Origin of the sequence: Marivirga lumbricoides, assembly GCF_014636295.1 — a bacterium.
Classification (GTDB): Bacteria; Bacteroidota; Bacteroidia; order Cytophagales; family Cyclobacteriaceae; genus Marivirga; species Marivirga lumbricoides.
This window is the reverse complement of sequence record NZ_BMEC01000012.1, coordinates 1-18643: the sequence shown is the minus strand read 5'-3', so window position 1 is coordinate 18643 and position 18643 is coordinate 1. Positions and strand designations below refer to the sequence as shown.

At 36.0% G+C, this 18643-nt stretch carries 18 protein-coding genes and 1 tRNA gene; 13 read left to right on the top strand and 6 right to left on the bottom strand.

Translation table 11 applies throughout. The features are described 5' to 3' along the window. Positions 1-4: 4 nt before the first annotated feature. Both IEV85_RS17525 and IEV85_RS17520 read right to left on the bottom strand, forming a co-directional pair. The gene (locus tag IEV85_RS17525) at positions 5-703 is read right to left on the bottom strand and encodes a C39 family peptidase (protein WP_188465859.1); all 699 of its coding nucleotides are present in this window, start codon (positions 701-703) and stop codon (positions 5-7) included. 60 nt (positions 704-763) lie between these two features. Next, positions 764-1735, bottom strand: coding sequence for a calcium/sodium antiporter (locus IEV85_RS17520; protein ID WP_188465857.1), 972 nt, complete (start codon positions 1733-1735; stop codon positions 764-766). Between the two features lie 141 nt (positions 1736-1876). Between IEV85_RS17520 and IEV85_RS17515 the strand changes: the two genes are divergently transcribed. The 9 genes from IEV85_RS17515 to IEV85_RS17475 all read left to right on the top strand — a co-directional run bounded on the left by IEV85_RS17515 (position 1877) and on the right by IEV85_RS17475 (position 10119). After that, complete coding sequence (locus IEV85_RS17515; protein ID WP_188465854.1) at positions 1877-2053, top strand: 30S ribosomal protein THX; 177 nt, start codon at positions 1877-1879, stop codon at positions 2051-2053. Between the two features lie 364 nt (positions 2054-2417). Beyond that, positions 2418-3836, top strand: a complete 1419-nt coding sequence (locus tag IEV85_RS17510; protein ID WP_188465852.1) for an anthranilate synthase component I family protein — start codon at positions 2418-2420, stop codon at positions 3834-3836. Next, positions 3833-4405 carry an anthranilate synthase component II gene (locus tag IEV85_RS17505; protein WP_188465850.1) on the top strand — a complete coding sequence of 191 codons (573 nt, stop codon included), beginning with the start codon at positions 3833-3835 and terminating at the stop codon, positions 4403-4405. The genes IEV85_RS17510 and IEV85_RS17505 overlap by 4 nt, the downstream gene beginning before the upstream one ends. Positions 4406-4591: 186 nt before the next feature. After that, positions 4592-5581 carry an anthranilate phosphoribosyltransferase gene (gene trpD, locus IEV85_RS17500; RefSeq protein WP_188465848.1) on the top strand — a complete coding sequence of 330 codons (990 nt, stop codon included), beginning with the start codon at positions 4592-4594 and terminating at the stop codon, positions 5579-5581. A 30-nt stretch (positions 5582-5611) separates the two neighbouring features. Further along, positions 5612-6430 (top strand): indole-3-glycerol phosphate synthase TrpC, encoded by an 819-nt coding sequence (gene trpC / locus IEV85_RS17495; RefSeq protein ID WP_188465846.1) that lies wholly within the window; start codon positions 5612-5614, stop codon positions 6428-6430. Continuing rightward, a complete protein-coding gene (locus IEV85_RS17490; RefSeq protein WP_188465844.1) occupies positions 6411-7040 on the top strand; it encodes a phosphoribosylanthranilate isomerase in 630 nt (209 codons plus the stop codon). The genes trpC and IEV85_RS17490 overlap by 20 nt, the downstream gene beginning before the upstream one ends. 13 nt (positions 7041-7053) lie before the next feature. Then, entirely contained in the window at positions 7054-8244 is a 1191-nt protein-coding gene (gene trpB, locus IEV85_RS17485; RefSeq protein WP_188465842.1) for a tryptophan synthase subunit beta, read from the top strand. Beyond that, positions 8231-9034 carry a tryptophan synthase subunit alpha gene (trpA, locus tag IEV85_RS17480; protein ID WP_229712640.1) on the top strand — a complete coding sequence of 268 codons (804 nt, stop codon included), beginning with the start codon at positions 8231-8233 and terminating at the stop codon, positions 9032-9034. The genes trpB and trpA overlap by 14 nt, the downstream gene beginning before the upstream one ends. A 71-nt stretch (positions 9035-9105) precedes the next feature. Next, on the top strand, positions 9106-10119 hold the full coding sequence (locus IEV85_RS17475; protein ID WP_188465840.1) for a bifunctional 3-deoxy-7-phosphoheptulonate synthase/chorismate mutase: 1014 nt from the start codon (positions 9106-9108) through the stop codon (positions 10117-10119). A gap of 113 nt (positions 10120-10232) precedes the next feature. Here IEV85_RS17475 and clpX read toward each other — a convergent pair whose 3' ends face one another. The 4 genes from clpX to IEV85_RS17455 form a co-directional block, all read right to left on the bottom strand. Continuing rightward, the gene (gene clpX, locus IEV85_RS17470; protein WP_188465838.1) at positions 10233-11474 is read right to left on the bottom strand and encodes an ATP-dependent Clp protease ATP-binding subunit ClpX; all 1242 of its coding nucleotides are present in this window, start codon (positions 11472-11474) and stop codon (positions 10233-10235) included. After that, the gene (locus IEV85_RS17465) at positions 11474-12142 is read right to left on the bottom strand and encodes a ClpP family protease (protein ID WP_262892155.1); all 669 of its coding nucleotides are present in this window, start codon (positions 12140-12142) and stop codon (positions 11474-11476) included. The genes clpX and IEV85_RS17465 overlap by 1 nt, the downstream gene beginning before the upstream one ends. A gap of 82 nt (positions 12143-12224) precedes the next feature. Beyond that, on the bottom strand, positions 12225-13562 hold the full coding sequence (locus tag IEV85_RS17460; RefSeq protein WP_188465836.1) for a trigger factor: 1338 nt from the start codon (positions 13560-13562) through the stop codon (positions 12225-12227). Positions 13563-13648: 86 nt separating this feature from the next. After that, a tRNA-Leu gene (locus tag IEV85_RS17455) sits at positions 13649-13730 on the bottom strand. Positions 13731-13833: 103 nt separating this feature from the next. On the opposite strand from IEV85_RS17455, the gene IEV85_RS17450 reads away from it, so the two are divergent. The 4 genes from IEV85_RS17450 (at position 13834) to IEV85_RS17435 (ending at position 18318) form a co-directional block, all read left to right on the top strand. Beyond that, positions 13834-16044, top strand: a complete 2211-nt coding sequence (locus tag IEV85_RS17450) for a RelA/SpoT family protein (protein ID WP_188465834.1) — start codon at positions 13834-13836, stop codon at positions 16042-16044. A 44-nt stretch (positions 16045-16088) separates the two neighbouring features. After that, on the top strand, positions 16089-16559 hold the full coding sequence (locus IEV85_RS17445) for a Fur family transcriptional regulator (protein ID WP_188466245.1): 471 nt from the start codon (positions 16089-16091) through the stop codon (positions 16557-16559). Then, complete coding sequence (locus IEV85_RS17440) at positions 16556-16894, top strand: STAS domain-containing protein (protein ID WP_188465831.1); 339 nt, start codon at positions 16556-16558, stop codon at positions 16892-16894. The genes IEV85_RS17445 and IEV85_RS17440 overlap by 4 nt, the downstream gene beginning before the upstream one ends. Positions 16895-17043: 149 nt before the next feature. After that, positions 17044-18318 (top strand): adenylosuccinate synthase, encoded by a 1275-nt coding sequence (locus tag IEV85_RS17435; protein ID WP_188466243.1) that lies wholly within the window; start codon positions 17044-17046, stop codon positions 18316-18318. Positions 18319-18643 lie beyond the last annotated feature (325 nt).

Below are 18643 nucleotides of genomic sequence, written 5' to 3'. Positions count from 1 at the left end.
TTAGTTATTTTTCAATAATTAGTAAGTTGGCATCGTAGGTGATTACACCTAATAAAATGGCACAAATTAAATGGTCAATATTGACCGAATAATTTTGCCTTTCGAAAGGGTTGGCATGTAAAGGGTCAGAAACCTTGATGCTCCCTTTTTGCAAGTCAATTCCATTAAGTACGACAAAATGACCAGAGGGAACGCCTTTTATGTCATCAAAATAGACTGGGTCTCCTGTTTCTCTTTTTTCATTATACAAATAAGTGGCACTTAATCCGGTAAGAATTGGAATGTTCTTTAAAAGATATTCCTGAATAAGCTCTTTATTTAGGGTTCTATAGCTGATTTTCCCTCCCAGGCTAAGAAATTTAATATAAGCTTTTGATGCTTGTCTGAATTTAGGTGAAGTCTTAAACTTCATTTGGCTTTTTAATTTGCTAATTAAATCAACCTCAGGGTCTTTGAACCAACTTGGATCGAAAACTTTAAGATTGAAAGTAATAATTTCAGCAGTAAAACCTCTTTGAAGAGCATCAATCCCAAGCATAACAGCCAACGTTCCTCCGTCTTCCAGGTACTCAATGGAATCAATAACTTCTTCCAAAGAAAGATTTTCATCAAAATAGTTGTAAACTGCATGCAAACTTGTGGGGCCACAAGTGCTGTCAGTAGGTTGTCTGGAAATATCCAGAGCGAGTAATTTGTTTTTCAATTCTTATAGGAAATTAAAGCTTTCAACGTATTAATATTTTCTTGGTTTGTAAATGAGGAGTTACTTTCTAATAAATATAAATACCATGTAAACGGCAAAACCGATTATAAATAAAATTGATTCCCAGCGATCCAGTTTCTTTTTATTCAAGGTAAACATGAAGAGAAAAAGAAGCGCAGAACCACCTATAAGGAAGTATAAATCGAAGTTAAAATCTAAATTGTATGTTAAAGGAGAGATCACACTATTAAGCCCGAGAATAAAAGTGATATTAAATATATTGGAACCGATAACATTTCCTACTGCTATATCAGCTTTACCTCTATAGGCAGCAACAACAGAAGCTGCTAATTCAGGAAGCGAGGTGCCTGCTGCCAGAATAGTAAGCCCAATCAGTTTCTCACTCACATTAAAGTTTCTGGCTATTTCTACTGAGTTGTCAACTACCAATTTACCTCCTATTATTAACCCGACAATGCCACCAAATATTAACAGGAATGTAATGAGATTACTTTTCTGCTTAATGTTTTCAGTGACTTCAGTTTGATGCTTCTGATTTTTAACATTATAAAATACATAATAAAGGAAGGAGACAAACAATAATAGCAATATAATTCCATCAATAGTACTAAGTATGTTTACATCACTTTGAAATAGTAATGAATCATTAATAAGTAAAAAAAATACAATAAAAAGAATGAGAGAAAAAGGGATTTCCTTCCACACAGTATTAGACTGAACCAGAATGGGCTTAATAGTTCCGCAAAGACCTAAAATGAGGAATAAATTAAAAATGTTACTTCCTATTATATTACCAAAAACCACATCATTAAGCCCTTGAGAGCCAGATACTAAGTTAACCACTAGCTCAGGGGCTGAGGTGCCCATAGCCACAATAGTAAGTCCGATGGACAATTCAGAAACATTGAATTTTTTGGCAAAAGATGTTGCTCCCGAAACCATGAAATCAGCTCCTTTAAGCAATAAAATAAAGCCTAAAATAATGAGCCCACAATTGAATATTAATTCCAAAAAATCCGTATTTAAAATTGGGTCAAAGCTACTATAAGAATTGATATCTTAAATATTTTTACGAAAAATAATTTATTAAATTCTGTGAATATTATTATTTTAATGTTCAATACTTATTTTTTCACTTAAACTATTTTAATTATGGGAAAAGGAGATAGAAAAACACGAAAAGGTAAAATAGCTATGGGATCTTTTGGTAAAAGAAGACCTAAAAAGGGAACTTTGCCAACCGGATCTGCCCATGAAAAACAGGGGGTTGGCAAAGTGAAGGCAGGAGAAAAACAAGCGGATCAGAAAATGACAAAAGAAAAAAAATAAAGCATCCCAATAAAAGCCAGAGTGATATTTAGCTCTCTTTTAAAAATTAAATAAAAAAACACAAAAAGCTTTGGTTTTAAAATTTCTGCAAATACATTTGCATCAATGACAACAATTATGACAAATACAAACTGGTGGTGGGCTTCTTTTAACTGAGAAGGCAGTACCGGTATAATGATAATCATGAAACCCGCAGACTGCGGGTTTTTTTATTTAGAGCAAAATGGAATTTTTAATAAACAAAATATGGTGGTGGCACTTTACTTCTTCCCAAAAAGGATGAACCGAGCCACTATGCAAAAAATTTCAGGGCTTGCCGGACATCCGGCAAGCCTTTTTTTTTATCAAAATTTTTGAAAAGTAAATGAAAATTAAAAAACAACACATTAGCCTCCCAGCTGACTCTTTTACTCCTGTAGGGCTATATTTACGTTTGAGAGATCAATTTTCCAATACAATTCTCCTGGAAAGCTCCGATTACCATACAAGGAGAAATAGCTTCTCTTACATTGGAGTTCAGTCTATAATGGAAATACAGGCAGACGAAAAGATGTTAAAAACCAATGTTGAAGGTGAGGAGGTTGTGAAACCTATTACTAACCCTCTGGAAGTCTCTAAAGAATTGGAAGAATTTATATTTCAGTTTGAATGTGAGCCGGTACTAAAAAATGAGGAGTTTGAAGAAAGCGTTTTTTTTGGTGCCACAGGATTTGACGGAGTACAATTCTTTGAAGATATTTCGTTTGCAAAAGTGCAGCCAGATATTCCATTCCTACGCTATCATTTCTATCGTTTTGTTATAGTTTTTGATCATTTTAAAGATGAGTTGCATGTCTTTGAACATCAACTGAACAAACAATACGATTTCAAGCTTGACAATTTGGTGCAGGTAATTTTGAATCGGTCTATTCCTCAATTTAAATTTTCGAAAGAAGGAGAAGAGCAATCTAATCAAACTGATGAGGAGTTTTTGGAGATTATCAAGAAAGGTATTGATCATGCCAAATTAGGTGATGTATTTCAGATTGTATTGTCTCGTCAATTCACACAAAAGTTTAAAGGAGATGAATTCACTGTTTATCGCGCACTTCGATCTCTTAACCCCTCTCCATACTTGTTTTATTTTGATTACGGAGATTACAAATTATTCGGCTCTTCTCCTGAGGCTCAGGTAAGTGTAAAGGGAAATAAGGCTTTTGTAAACCCTATTGCAGGCACGTACAGAAGAAGCGGGGACGATGTGGCTGATGCTGAGCTGGCGGAAAAACTGCTCAACGATGAAAAAGAAAATGCTGAACATACCATGCTGGTTGATTTAGGAAGAAATGACCTTTCTAAAAATGGGAAAAATGTACAAGTTGAGGTCTATAAAGAAGTACAGTTTTATAGTCATGTCATTCACCTTGTGAGTAAAGTAAGTGCAGAAGTAGCGCCAAAATCATCTATTAATCTACTGGGAGATACGTTCCCGGCTGGAACATTGAGTGGAGCACCAAAATATATGGCATTGGAACTCATTAATAAATACGAGCCAACAGGTAGAGGATTATATGGAGGGGCAGTAGGCCTCATTGGATTGAACGGGAATATGAATCACGCAATCATTATCCGATCTTTCTTAAGTAAGAATAATGAATTGAAATATCAGGCAGGAGCAGGCATTGTTGCACTATCCGACCCAGCTAGTGAGCTGCAGGAGGTTCATAATAAGCTTCATGCTCTAAGAATGGCCATGAGTAAAGCGGAAACTATGTTTGACACTCAAAAATCCACACTATTGTGAGCAGCAAAATTTTATTACTAGACAATTACGATTCCTTTACCTATAACCTGGTGGAAGTAATCAGGCAAGAAGTTCCTTCTGTTGAGGTTACTGTTATTCGTAACGATAAAATTGAATTGAGCGAGGTGGAGAGGTTTGATAAAATATTACTTTCACCCGGGCCTAGTGTTCCTGAAAATGCTGGTAAAATGTTGGAACTGATAGAAAAGTACGCTCCTGAAAAACCGATTTTAGGGGTTTGCCTGGGGCACCAGGCTATCGGAGAAGTATTCGGGAGCAAATTAATTAATATGAAAACAGTGCTTCATGGTATACAAACTGAAATTGAATTACAACAGCATTACCTCTTTAATGAGATTCCAAGAAGAGTAAAAGTAGGTAGATATCACTCCTGGTTGATTGATGAAAATACACTTAATGGAAATCTACAAGTTATAGCCAAGGATGATAATGGACAGATAATGGCTGTAGCACATCAAAAATATGATGTTTGCGGGGTACAGTTTCATCCGGAATCAGTAATGACACCTGAAGGAGCTAAAATGATGAAAAACTGGATTGAAAGATAGAGAGTACAAAGAGTAACAGTACAAAGTACAGAGATTAGAATAGCCAGAACTGATAACTGAGAACGACTATAACAAGTGAAATCTAGGTATAGGATAAGTAAAGTTAAGATTTTCGAGGTATGAAATTTTAATATATTGTACTTACTACTCTGTACTTAATACCTTGTACTCAATAATAAAAAAGAAATGAAAGAAATACTTAATAAATTGTCTCAGTATAATATCCTTACGCAGGAAGAGGCAAAAGAAATATTATTGCGCATTGGTAAAGGAGAATTTAATAATTCACATTTAGCAGCATTTATGGCTATGTTTATGATGAGGCCTGTAACTGTGGAGGAGTTGGGGGGCTTCCGTGATGCACTTATGGAATTATGTGTGCCCATTGACTTATCTGCGTATGATGGAATGGATCTTTGTGGCACCGGAGGCGATGGGAAAAATACATTTAACATTTCTACCTTATCAGCTTTTGTGGTAGCCGCTTGTGGTCAAAATGTAGTGAAACACGGTAATTATGGTGTGTCATCTAAGTGTGGGAGCTCCAATTTACTTGAGCATTTTGGATATGAGTTTACCAACCAGCAAGATATACTTGAAAAGCAATTGAATGAGGCTGGAATTTGTTTCCTTCATGCACCAAAATTCCATCCGGCCATGAAACATGTGGGGCCTATAAGGAAAGAGTTAGGGATTAAAACATTTTTCAATATGCTCGGGCCATTGGTCAACCCGGCTAAACCTAAAAAGCAAATGGCAGGTGTTTTTGATCATGAATTGGCGAGAATTTACGCTTACCTGTTTCAGGAAACTGATGTGAAATACGGTGTGGTTTATGACTTAGCTGGTTATGATGAATGTTCTCTCACCTCTCAAACCAAAGTTTTCTCCAACACAGGAGAGGCTGTAATAACCCCTGAAGATTTTAATCTGAACAAAGTTTTGGCTGAAGAAATTTATGGGGGAGAAACTATTGAAGAAGCGGCTTCCATTTTTGTGTCTATTTTGAAAGGGGAAGGAACAAATGCTCAGAATCAGGTAGTGTATGCCAATACCGCTTTAGCACTACAAGCAGCTGGAAAATACACTGATTTAAAAGAAGGTGCATTGGCAGCCCGGGAGGCAATCCGCTCAGGAAAAGCAATAGAAATTTTTAACAAATTGATTAAAAGATAAAGTCCATTAATTAGAACGAATTATATCAAAATGAATACATTAGATAAAATAGTAGCTTACAAAAGAGATGAAGTAAATGAAGCCAAAAAACTTTATCCTATTGAGTTGTTAAAGCAAAAAACATATTTTAATGCCAGGCCTGTTTCCTTATCAGCATATGTTAAAAATGAAGATAAGACAGGGATAATTGCTGAAATAAAAAGAAAATCACCTTCAGAAGGTTTTATTAATCAACATATTTCGGTGGAAGAGGTTTCTATAGGCTATATGCAGGCCAGTTCCAGTGCTTTGTCAGTATTAACCGATGGACCATCTTTTGGAGGAAGCCTGAAGGATTTAGAAACAGCCAGAAAATTCAATTATTGTCCGATTATCAGAAAAGACTTTATGTTGGATGCCTATCAGGTATATGAGGCCAAAGCGCATGGTGCCGATGCTATTTTATTAATAGCTTCCATTTTAAGTAGATCTGAAGCAGAAGAATTAGCAGGTTTAGCGCGTGAGCTAGGTATGGAAGTGCTGTTAGAAGTCCACAATCAGCAGGAGATAGATTCGCATGTTGGAGAATATGCCGACTTAGTAGGAGTGAATAGCAGAGACCTTAAAACCTTTTCCACTAACCTGGAAACTGCTACAGCTTTAGTAAAACAAATTCCTGCCAGCTATGTGAAAATTGCCGAAAGCGGAATAAAAACACCTGAAGATGCTCTCAATCTCAAAAATGCAGGATTTGATGGCTTTCTCATAGGAACCACTTTCATGAGAAGTGCAAGGCCTGAAAAGACATGCCAGAAATTTTCTGCCCAACTAAAATTCTTAATGAAACAAAATGCAACCGGCAAAGCTTAAAATAAAAATCTGTGGTATGCGTGACTTTGAGAATGTGCAAAATGTTCTCAAACACAAACCCGACTACATGGGGTTTATTTTTTATGATAAGTCCAAACGCTATGTAAACGAAGAACAGGTAGAAAATTTGTTAAAACTTAATTTCGGCACTACCAAAAGAGTGGGAGTATTTGTAAATCAATCTCCCGAAATAATTATTGATTTCTTTCAAAGAGGTTATTTTGATTTAGTGCAGTTACATGGCGAAGAAAGCCCTGAAGATATTTTGAAGTTAAAATATGAAGGGATTGAAATTATTAAAGTTTTTTCAGTGGGAGAGGATTTCAATCCATCAATACTTGCAGCTTATGAACCTATTGCAGACTATTTTCTCTTTGATACTAAAGGTGCTGAAAAAGGAGGCAACGGTTATAAATTCGATTGGAACATTCTACATCAAATTGATTCTCAAAAGCCTTTTTTTCTGAGCGGAGGGTTACAAACTTCTGATCTTAAGGTTGTGCAAAACATGGAATTGAAGAATTTGATGGGACTAGATTATAACAGTAAAATAGAACTACTTCCAGGTTTAAAAGATTTGGATGAAGTAGAGAAAATATTGAATAACTAAAATATTAAGATATATGGGAAAATTAGATATCAAAGTAGATGAAAATGGTTATTATGGCGAGTTTGGTGGAGCATATATTCCTGAGCTTTTACATCCTAATATTGAGGAACTGAAAAGTCAGTATCTTAAAATTATTGCCCAACCGGATTTCCAGGAAGAGTTTAAAGCATTGTTGAAAGATTATGTAGGGAGACCAACACCTTTATATCTTGCCAAAAAGCTCTCAGAAAAATATGGTGCTAAAATTTACCTCAAGCGAGAAGATCTTGCTCATACCGGAGCTCATAAAATAAATAATGCAATAGGCCAGGCTTTGTTAGCCAAGAGGCTAGGTAAGAAGAAAATTATTGCTGAAACTGGTGCAGGCCAGCATGGAGTTGCTACTGCTACAGCTTGTGCGCTACTTGGTTTGGATTGCGTAGTATTTATGGGTGAAAAAGATATAGACAGGCAAAGGCCTAATGTAGAGAGAATGCGAATTCTGGGAGCTGAGGTACGGCCGGCAAGCTCTGGAAGCAAAACATTAAAAGATGCTACGAATGAAGCAATGCGGCATTGGATCAATAATCCAAATGATACTCACTACATCATCGGTTCAGTGGTTGGTCCTCATCCTTACCCGGATATGGTAACTAAATTTCAGGCAGTTATTAGTGAAGAAATTATGCAGCAACTGCAAGAACAGGAAGGTAAGAATGCACCTGATTACGTAGTAGCTTGCGTAGGGGGGGGGAGCAATGCTGCCGGAGCATTTTACCATTACCTCAATAATGAAAAAGTTAAATTAGTGGCGGTAGAAGCAGCAGGACACGGAATTGATAGTGGAGAAACAGCAGCTACTACAGCCAAAGGAAGTTCAGGAGTTTTGCATGGCTCCAAAACTTTGTTAATGCAATCGGAAGATGGGCAGGTGACAGAACCTTATTCAATATCTGCAGGTCTGGATTACCCTGGAATTGGACCTTTGCACGCATATTTATATGCCAGCAAAAGAGCACAGTTTGAATATGTAACAGATGATGAAGCCATGCAGGCTTGCGTAGAACTGAGTAAACTGGAAGGTATTATTCCTGCTGTGGAAACAGGACATGCATTAGCAGCCCTGAATAATCTTAAATTTGAAAAAGGAGAAGTTGTAGTGTTGAATTTATCGGGTAGGGGAGATAAAGATTTGCAAACGTACATTAATTATGGAAACTATTAATATGGCAGATATGCAGAACAGAATTGAAAATGTTTTTCAAGATAAGAATAAGGAAAAGCTTACTATTTACTTTACAGCAGGTTATCCGCGGCTTAATGATACAACCACTATTTTACAGGCTTTAGATGAGGCAGATGTCGATATTATCGAAATAGGTATTCCGTATTCAGACCCTTTGGCTGATGGCCCCACCATTCAGGAAACCAGCATGAAAGCTTTGGCCAATGGAATGAATATTCAGAAGCTTTTTGAGCAGTTGAAAGATTTAAGAACAATCACTCAAAAACCTGTTTTCTTAATGGGTTACTGCAATAATGTACTTAAATATGGTACTGAAGCTTTCTGTCAGAAGTGTGAGGAAGTAGGGGTGGATGGCCTGATTTTACCAGATATGCCTATGAATGAGTATCAGATTCAGTTTAAACCATATTTTGAAAAATATAATCTGAAGAATGTATTTCTCATTACTCCAAAAACTTCTGAAGAAAGAATCCGCACAATTGATGATCAGAACGGAGGGTTTATCTATATGGTAAGTAGTTCTGCCACCACTGGTGGAAGCTGGGAGGATAGCCCGGAAAGATTGGCTTATCTTCAAAGAATTAAATCAATGAATTTAACTACTCCTCAAATGGTAGGTTTTGGTATTGCTGATTACTCTGCACTGCAATTAGTTAATCAATATACTGATGGGGCAATTGTAGGGAGTGCATTTTTGAGGAACTTAAATCCTGAAAATTTGCAAAGCAGTATTAAACAATTTGTCGAGAATATTAGAACACCTAAATAGTTAGGTTTAAAAATAGAAATTATAATAACATAGGTCTGGATGCTTGATTCTAACCACTAACATCTAAAAGAATGATACTCCAATTAGAAAAAAATATTCAAAGTTCCGAAAAGGAACAGTTGATAAAGAATTTAAAAAAATTCACAAAATCTGTAAATGAGGTACAAACACAGAAGGGATTTTACCTCGTAGCTATGGAAAAAAACAACATTGACATCCGTGAAATTGGTCAATTAAGCGGTGTAAGAGATGTACACGTAGTTTCTGATAATTATCAACTTGTTTCAAAGAAATGGAAAGTAAACCCAGCACAAATTCAACTGAGAGATGGTACAATCATTTCTCAAAATGACTTTTCCATTATGGCAGGCCCGTGTAGTATTGAAAGCGAGGAACAGGTAGATGCAGTAATTGCTCACCTGGTAGAAAACAACGTTAAAATAATGCGTGGAGGTGTCTATAAGCCGAGAAGCTCGCCTTATTCATTCCGTGGTTTAGGGATGGAAGGCCTTAAAATGTGGTATGAGAAAGCCAAAGCTGCAGGAATTATGATAATTACCGAAGTAATGCAGCTTTCCCAGGTAGAAGAGATGTATGACTATATCGATATTTACCAGGTAGGAGCCAGAAATACCCAAAACTTCAACTTGTTGGATGAACTTGGAAAAGTAGACAAACCAGTAATGATTAAAAGGGGAGTGAGTGGTACCATCGAAGAGCTCTTATATTCGGCAGAATATGTCTTCTCGGGAGGTAATGAAAACCTAATTCTGTGCGAAAGAGGCATTAGAACTTTTGAAAATATGACTCGAAATACACTGGATATTAATGCGATCCCTGTTTTGAAAGACAAAACGCATCTCCCAGTTGTTGTGGATCCTTCCCATGGAATAGGTATCAGGAAACATGTGGAGCCGGTAGCGTTGGCTGGTATTATGGCGGGTGCCGATGGAGTAATTTTTGAACTCCACCCTGATCCTGAAACGGCTATGTCTGATGGGCAGCAGTCTCTTTATTTTGAAGAATCCTCTGCGATGATCAGAAAAATGAAAATGGCTTATACCCTAAGAGGAGAAATGAATTGAATCACTGATATTGCAGTATAAAAAAAGCTGTTGGTTTGCGCCAACAGCTTTTTCTTTAATTCTATCTAGTACTGCCGCATTTAAAAACTTAAATACTGAAGTACTTTACCTTATTAAGCTACTCTTAAATTCTTAAACTTAGATTTCTCAAATTTAGATTTAGCATAACTAGCGTCAATCACCAATTTGCCTTCTTCCGGATCACCATCAAACTCAAACATGGCATCAGTCATAATTACCTCACAAATAGAACGCAACCCTCTGGCACCTAATTTGAAATCAACAGCTTTCTCAACAATGTAGTCAAGAGCTGAGTCTTTTATAACTAATTCAATATGCTCCATTTCAAACAGTTTCTGATACTGCTTTACTAAAGCATTCTTTGGCGCTGTTAAAATCTGCTTTAAAGTATCTTTGCTCAGGGGATCTAAATGTGTTAATACAGGAAGCCTGCCTATTAACTCAGGTATTAAACCAAAATTTTTCAAATCCTGAGCCGTAATGTATTGAAGTAAGTTGTCTTTATCTACTACCAACTCATCATTTGCATCAGAATTCAAAAATCCTAAAGGTGTTGTATTGAGTCTTGAAGCAATACTTCTGCTTATACCATCAAAAGCTCCACCGCATATAAATAAAATATTTTCGGTATTTACATTGATCATTTTCTGATCAGGATGCTTTCTGCCGCCTTGAGGAGGAACGTTTACTGAAGTTCCTTCTAATAGTTTAAGCATGGCTTGTTGCACACCTTCTCCACTAACATCTCTGGTAATAGATGGGTTATCAGATTTTCTGGCAATTTTATCCAGTTCATCTATATAAACAATACCCCGTTCAGCAGCTTCCACATTATAATCAGCCGCCTGTAAAAGCCTGGTAAGAATACTCTCCACATCTTCTCCTACATAACCTGCTTCTGTTAAAACAGTAGCATCGGCTATACAAAATGGTACTTGTAGCACTTTAGCTAAAGTTTTAGCTAAATAAGTTTTACCTGTACCGGTTTCTCCCACCATGATAATGTTAGATTTTTCAATAGTAACATCATCTTTGGAGCTTTTTTGCATCAATCTTTTATAATGGTTGTAAACCGCTACAGACATTATCTTCTTAGCTTCATCCTGACCGACAACATACTGATCCAAGTGTTTTTTCATTTCAACAGGTCGTATCAGATTGAATTTAGGATTTTTTGAAGCTGTTTTAGTCTTCACTTCTTCCTGAAGGATTTGTTGTGCCTGAACAATACACTTATCACAAATATGTGCGTGTATGCCGGATATCATCAAATCCACATCTTTCTTATTTCGTCCGCAAAACGAACATGTCACTTGTGCGTTGTCTTCTGCCATTATTTCTTCGCTAAAACTTCGTCAATTAATCCGTATTCTTTGGCTTCTTCTGCTCTCATCCAGAAATCCCTGTCTGAGTCTTTTTCCACCTGCTTATAAGTCTTCCCGCTATGTTTAGACAATATTTTATATAAATCTTCTTTTACTGATAAGGTCTGCTTTAAAGATATTTCCATATCAGAGGCTTGCCCTTGCATGCCACTCATTGGTTGGTGAATCATAATTCTTGAATGAGGCAAAGCAGATCTTTTCTTTTCAGCACCACCTGCCAATAAAACAGCACCCATACTTGCTGCTAAGCCGGTACATATAGTTCCAACATCAGGTGTAATATAGTGCATAGTATCGTAAATCCCTAAACCAGCATACACTGAGCCTCCCGGGCTGTTAATGTATAAACTTATATCTTTTTTAGCATCAACAGATTGTAGGAAAAGTAATTGGGCAGTAATAATATTAGCAATATTATCATCTACCTGCATTCCTAAAAAGATGATCCTATCCATTATTAGTCTCGAAAAAACATCTATTTCTCTAAAATTAGTAGGCCTTTCTTCAATAACGGAACGGGTCATGTTTTCAACCTGATGTACATATTGGTCAACATGACTTCCCGGGATTCGTTCACCTTTTACGGCAAATTTTCTAAATTCCTCTTTATTAATCATTTAAATATTATTTAGATTAGTACAAAATTAAAAAAAAAGTCCTTCTTTAAAAGGACTTTGTCATTAACGATACTATTTATCTTTAGTTCTTCTCAACAGCCTTTTTAAAGCCATCTAAATCAACTTTTTTCTCTTTTATAGAAACCTTTGATTTTACATGCTCCATAACTTTCAAATTAAGAAGCTCTTCAAATACTTTTCTGTAGTTTTCACCTTTTTCACCTTGCAGGTAGTTGTTGGCAAAACTATCAAGGCTATCTCCCATCTGCTCAACCATTCCACCAAGCTGCTGCTTAATCAACTCTTTAGTATGATTAATCACATCTTCGTGTTCTACCTTTATTTCCTCTTTGTTATCCTCGGCTACTTTATTCTTAATTAAGTTCCAGCGCAAATCCTTAGTGTACAAATCATATTCTTTATCAATTTGTTCCTGAGTGATTTTCCCCTGGTTGCTTAATAATAACCACTTTTTCAAAAATTCATCGGGCAAATCAATTTTGGTTTTCTCTACCAAAGTATTTTGAAGATCGCGGTTCAATAAGTTTTCAGTTTCTCTATTATAATTTTCAGAGATCGTTTCTTTGATTTTGGCATCAAATTCTTCTTCTGACTTTACAGCATCTTTACCAAAAACTTTGTCAAACAACTCCTGATTAATTTCTGCAGGTTTTGTTCTTTTAATTTCAGTTACTTTAAAAGTGTATTCTGCATCAGGCTGTACATCTGAAGACGCCTGCTGTCCTAAAAATCTTGATTTGGCTTCGTCTGTTTCAAAAATATCATCGATCACAAACTTTACTTCATCTTCATTTTTAAGACCGGTAAATTTCTTCTGAGATTTTTTATTTAAATCAGCAATTGGTAACACAACTTTTTCCTGAAGCTTTTCATCAGAGCTGATAATGTTTCCTTCAAGGGTGTCCTCATCTGCACTCTCCACTACAGATTCAGTTTCACCATACTGCTGCTTTAGGTTGTCCATGGTTTCTTTCATCACCTTTTTGTCAACCTCAATAATGTATTTATCAATTTTTAGTTTGTCATCAAGCTTCAGTTCAAACTCATCAACAAGCCCTAAATCGTATTCAAACTCAAATTCTTTTGGATGATCCCAATCGATAGCTTCCGCTTTTTCCTGGTTGGGTAAAGGTTCACCTAATATCTGTAAATCATTTTCTTTTATATAATCATTTAATGATTTAGTAAGTAGTTGATTGATTTCTTCCACCAAAATACTTTTGCCATACATCTTTTTGATATAAGTGGCAGGCACTTTGCCAGGACGAAATCCTTTGATATTAGCTTTTTTTCCGTATTCCTTTATTTTTTGTTCAACATTAGGTTGATAATCAGCTTCATTTAATATAATTTTAATTGAAGCGTTGGCGGAATCCTTTTTGTTGAGTGTAATGTCCAAAGCGTTTTGTGTTTTTAGATGTTGTGTAATATGAAAAAACCCCTAATTTAGGTATATTTATACTAAAATTAAGGGTTGATTTTGTGTGCGGATGAAGGGACTCGAACCCCCATGCCGTAAAGCGCTAGATCCTAAGTCTAGTGCGTCTACCAATTTCGCCACATCCGCGTTTATTAAAATTGAAGTGCAAATGTAGTAATAATTATTTTCATTGCAAATCAGGATTGATAAATTTTATCGTTTATTTTGTAGATAAGAATAAGTCTAGTATATGTTGAATATTGATGTGGAAGAAGAACGTAAAGTAATTCTTCGTGAGTATAGAAAGTTACTGAAAAAAGCAAAGCCATTTCTTAAAGATGGAGATGCTAAATTGATAAAAAAAGCATTTATGACCTCCATGGAGGCTCATAAGGACATGCGCAGAAAATCTGGAGAGCCTTATATATTGCACCCAATAGCAGTAGCTACTATTGCTGTAGAGGAAATAGGACTGGGAACCACCTCCATTATTGCTGCTTTATTGCATGATGTAGTGGAAGACACTGATTGGGAAATTGAGGATATAGAAAAAGAATTTGGACCCAAAGTGGCACCCATCATTGATGGCCTTACAAAAATATCTGGCGTTTTTGAATATGGTACTTCCCAGCAGGCAGAAAATTTCCGTAAAATGTTGCTCACCCTTTCTAAAGATGTTAGGGTGATTCTGATTAAGCTGGCAGACCGCTTACACAACATGCGTACATTAGAAAGTATGCCCAGAAATAAGCAGTTGAAAATTACTTCTGAAACTATCTATTTATATGCCCCTTTAGCTCACAGGCTAGGGCTTTATGCCATTAAATCTGAATTGGAAGACCTTCATTTAAAATATACTGAAAATGAGATCTACAGAGATATTGCCAATAAGATTAATGAAACCAGATCTGCCAGACAAAAATTTATCAGGAATTTTATTGGCCCTATTGAAAGTGAACTGGATAAATTAAAATGGCCTTATACAATAAAAGGTAGACCAAAATCTATTTATTCCATTTGGAATAAAATGAAAAAGCAGAATATCCCTTTCGATGAAGTCTATGATCTTTTTGCTATAAGAATAATTGTAGATGCTCCCGTAGAAAATGAGAAAGCTGCCTGCTGGGAAGTTTACTCTATCGTTACAGATTTTTATAAACCTAACCCTGATCGATTACGCGACTGGATATCCACACCAAAGGCTAATGGCTATGAATCGCTGCACACTACTGTGATGAGTGATAAAGGACAGTGGGTAGAGGTTCAGATTCGTACCAAACGTATGGACGACATAGCAGAGAAAGGATATGCCGCGCATTGGAAATACAAAGATAGCTATAGCAATCCGGAGCAAACCAGGCTTGAACAGTGGATTTCGCGTGTAAGGGAAATGCTGGAATCAAATGATACGAATGCTATAGAATTTGTAGATGATTTCAGGTCTAATCTCTTTTCTGATGAAGTATTCGTTTTTACTCCAAAAGGAGATTTAAAAACACTTCCAAATAAATCTACCGCTTTAGATTTTGCTTTTGATATTCACACAGAAGTTGGAGCAAAATGTTTGGGAGCAAAAGTAAATCAGAAACTTGTTCCCTTAAATTATGAACTTAAAAATGGTGATCAGATTGAAATCCTTACTTCAAATAAGCAAAAACCTAGCGAAGATTGGCTCAGGTTTGTAGTTAGCTCAAAAGCCAAAGCCAAAATTAAAGACCTTTTAAAAGAAGATAAGAAATCAGCAGCTCTTGAGGGAAAAGAAATTGTTTTCAGAAAACTGAAACAAATGAAAATTGACCCTAAAGATGAAGTAATTAATAAAATAAGAGCCTATTTTGACGAAAAGACGCCATTAGATTTATATTATAGTATAGCAACAGGGAAACATGACCCCAAACTAATTAAACGGTTCCAGGAAGAAGTACTAACTGAGAAAGAAAGTAGCAGGAAACGAATTAATACTCGTGGTGATGCAAATTCTTTTGAAAAGGAGCTGAAAAAGGTAAAAGGAGAAGACATGTTGCTTATTGGGGAAGACATGGATGTTGTGGATTACAAAATAGCAGGTTGTTGCCACCCAATTCCGGGAGATGAAGTTTTTGGTTTTGTCACCGTTAATGAAGGAATTAAAATCCATAGAACCTCATGCCCCAACGCACCTGAGCTTTTATCAAATCATGGAAACAGGGTAGTAAAGGCAAGATGGACCTCACAGCAGGAGATTGCATTTTTAGCTGGTCTGCAAATTATTGGTACAGATAGGGTTGGGCTAATAAGCGATGTGACTCAAATTATTTCCAGTGAACTTAAAGTGAATATGCAATCTATTTCTGTAGATACTAAAGATGGTATTTTTGAAGGGAAAATTCACCTTTTTGTTCAAAGTACAAAACATCTCGACAAATTGATAGATAAATTGAAAGCAGTTCGAGGGATTGTTAAGGTGAATCGTTATGATTAAATTCTATTTTTCTATATTTGCCACCTAAGAATGGAAGGAGTTATATGGTATTGAATGAGAAGGTTTTTAAAGAAGTAAAACAAATTTTCACAGCTTATCTGGAGAATAAAGGTTTGCGTAAAACTCCGGAAAGGTATGCTATATTAGAAGAGATTTATTCCCGTACAGGACATTTTGATGTGGAGTCGCTTTATATTAGCATGAAAAACAAGAACTACAGAGTGAGTAGGGCTACTGTTTACAATACATTGGATTTATTAGTTGAATGCGATTTGGTTAGCAAACATCAGTTTGGGAAAAACCTTGCACAATACGAGAAATCCTATGGGTACAAACAACATGATCATGTAATATGTGCCGAATGTCATAAAGTTGTAGAGTTTTGTGATCCACGAATACAAAATATAAAAACAATGGTAGGTGATTTATTAAATTTTAAAATAATGCACCACTCCTTAAACCTGTATGGTATTTGTGGAGATTGCCAGGCAAAATTAAAATCAGAAGGTAAATGAAATACGAAAAAGAAGTAGTAGATAATATATTGCTTTTAAAGCTATCAGGTGATCTAATAGGGGAAAACAATGGACCCGGATTAGTAGAAGTTTTGAATGAACACGTTAACAAAGGAATTCATAAGTGTATTATTGATATTTCAGAAATCCGCTACATGAATAGTAGTGGTATTGGCGTTTTGATCACTATTCTTACCAAATTAAGAAATAAAGGAGGAGAAGTAGCATTGTTGAACCCTTCTGAGCAGGTTAAAAAGCTTTTGGTTATCACTAAATTGAATAATATATTCTCTATACATGACTCAAAAGAAGGAGCACTTAATAGTTTAAAGTGATTATGAGCTTCGGTGTGTCATTTTTATTCCACACTAATTTTGTCAAATGTTTCTTTTGCAAAGAGAAACCCTTTAATTATTAAATGAGAATTTAAAATTTTTAAATACAAGCAGCTCACTAGCAGAGCTGTGTCTAAACTATTATATTAATTAAGATGGATGTTTTATTAGGTTTACAGTGGGGTGATGAGGGTAAAGGCAAAGTAGTAGATGTACTTGCACCAAAATACGATATGGTAGCTCGCTTTCAGGGCGGACCCAATGCAGGTCATACGCTGGAGTTTGATGGAATTAAACATGTTCTTCACCAAATACCTAGTGGTATTTTCAGGGATAAAATTAAAAATGTAATCGGCAATGGTGTAGTTTTAGATCCTGTGATCTTCAAAAAGGAAATACACAAGCTTGATCCATTCAATATCAACTTTAGTGAGAATTTATTCATTTCTAATAAGACACAATTAATATTACCAACCCACAGGTTGCTGGATGCAGCCTATGAACAAGCTAAAGGAAATAAAAAAATAGGATCAACATTAAAAGGAATAGGGCCTACCTATCAGGATAAAATAGCACGTTTAGGTTTAAGGGTTGGTGATATCCTTGATGATGGATTTGAAGATAAATACAGAAGCTTAGTAAATGAGCATGAAGCTATCCTAAGTTTCTATAAACATCAATATGAATTGAAACCTCTGGAAGAAGAGTTTTTTGAAGCAGTAAGCTTTCTGAAGAAATTTAATATCGTTAGCACAGAGTACCTTATTAATAAAGAGTTAAAATCAGGTAAGTCCGTTTTGGCAGAGGGAGCACAAGGCTCGCTTTTGGATGTGGATTTTGGTAGTTATCCATTTGTTACAAGTTCTAACACGATGACTGCTGGTGTTTGCACCGGGTTAGGGGTTGCACCAAGTTCTATCAATAGAGTCTTTGGAATTTTTAAAGCCTATTGCACCAGGGTAGGGAGTGGCCCTTTTCCTACAGAGCTATTTGATGAGGAGGGAGTAAAGCTTCAAAAAATAGGTAACGAATTTGGGGCCACCACAGGTCGGCCAAGAAGATGCGGCTGGTTAGATATTCCTGCTTTGAAATATGTAGTAATGATTAATGGTGTTACAGAACTTTTTATGATGAAATCGGACGTGTTGTGCGACTTCAAAACAATTAAAGTATGTACTCATTATAAATTGCCGGACGGAAGTACTACAGACGAGTTTCCCTATGATATTGTGGATAAAGAGATCACCCCTGTCTACAAGGAGTTGGAAGGATGGAATACCTCTTTAGAGGGTGTTAAAGGTTTTGATGACATGCCTAAGCAGTTAGTAGATTACATTAAGTTTATCGAAGAGCAGTTAGAAGTTCCTATCAATCTGGTTTCGATGGGACCTGATAGAATGCAAACTGTCATTAGAAATCATTAAATTTAAATTGTTGTAGAAGCATGCAAAGTAAGCCTCTTGTTTATTGCAGGGGGCTTTTTTCTTTATGCCACTTCGCAGAACTGTTCCAATTTAATTAAGTGAGCTAAGGTTTTATAAATTATTTCCATGGAGTAAGTAATTGATTTTTAGCGTATTGGTGTGTTAGCATGCAAATAATTACAAAACAGGGGATAGAAAGAGTTGTAAGATGGCGAATATTTTCTACCTTTGTCGACCCAAAAGAGGGGAATGGCTTGAGAGGGCTGTTGATTGAAAGATTGAAGATAAGCGGAGGAGGAAGTGTTAAAACACTGATTGAGAGTGC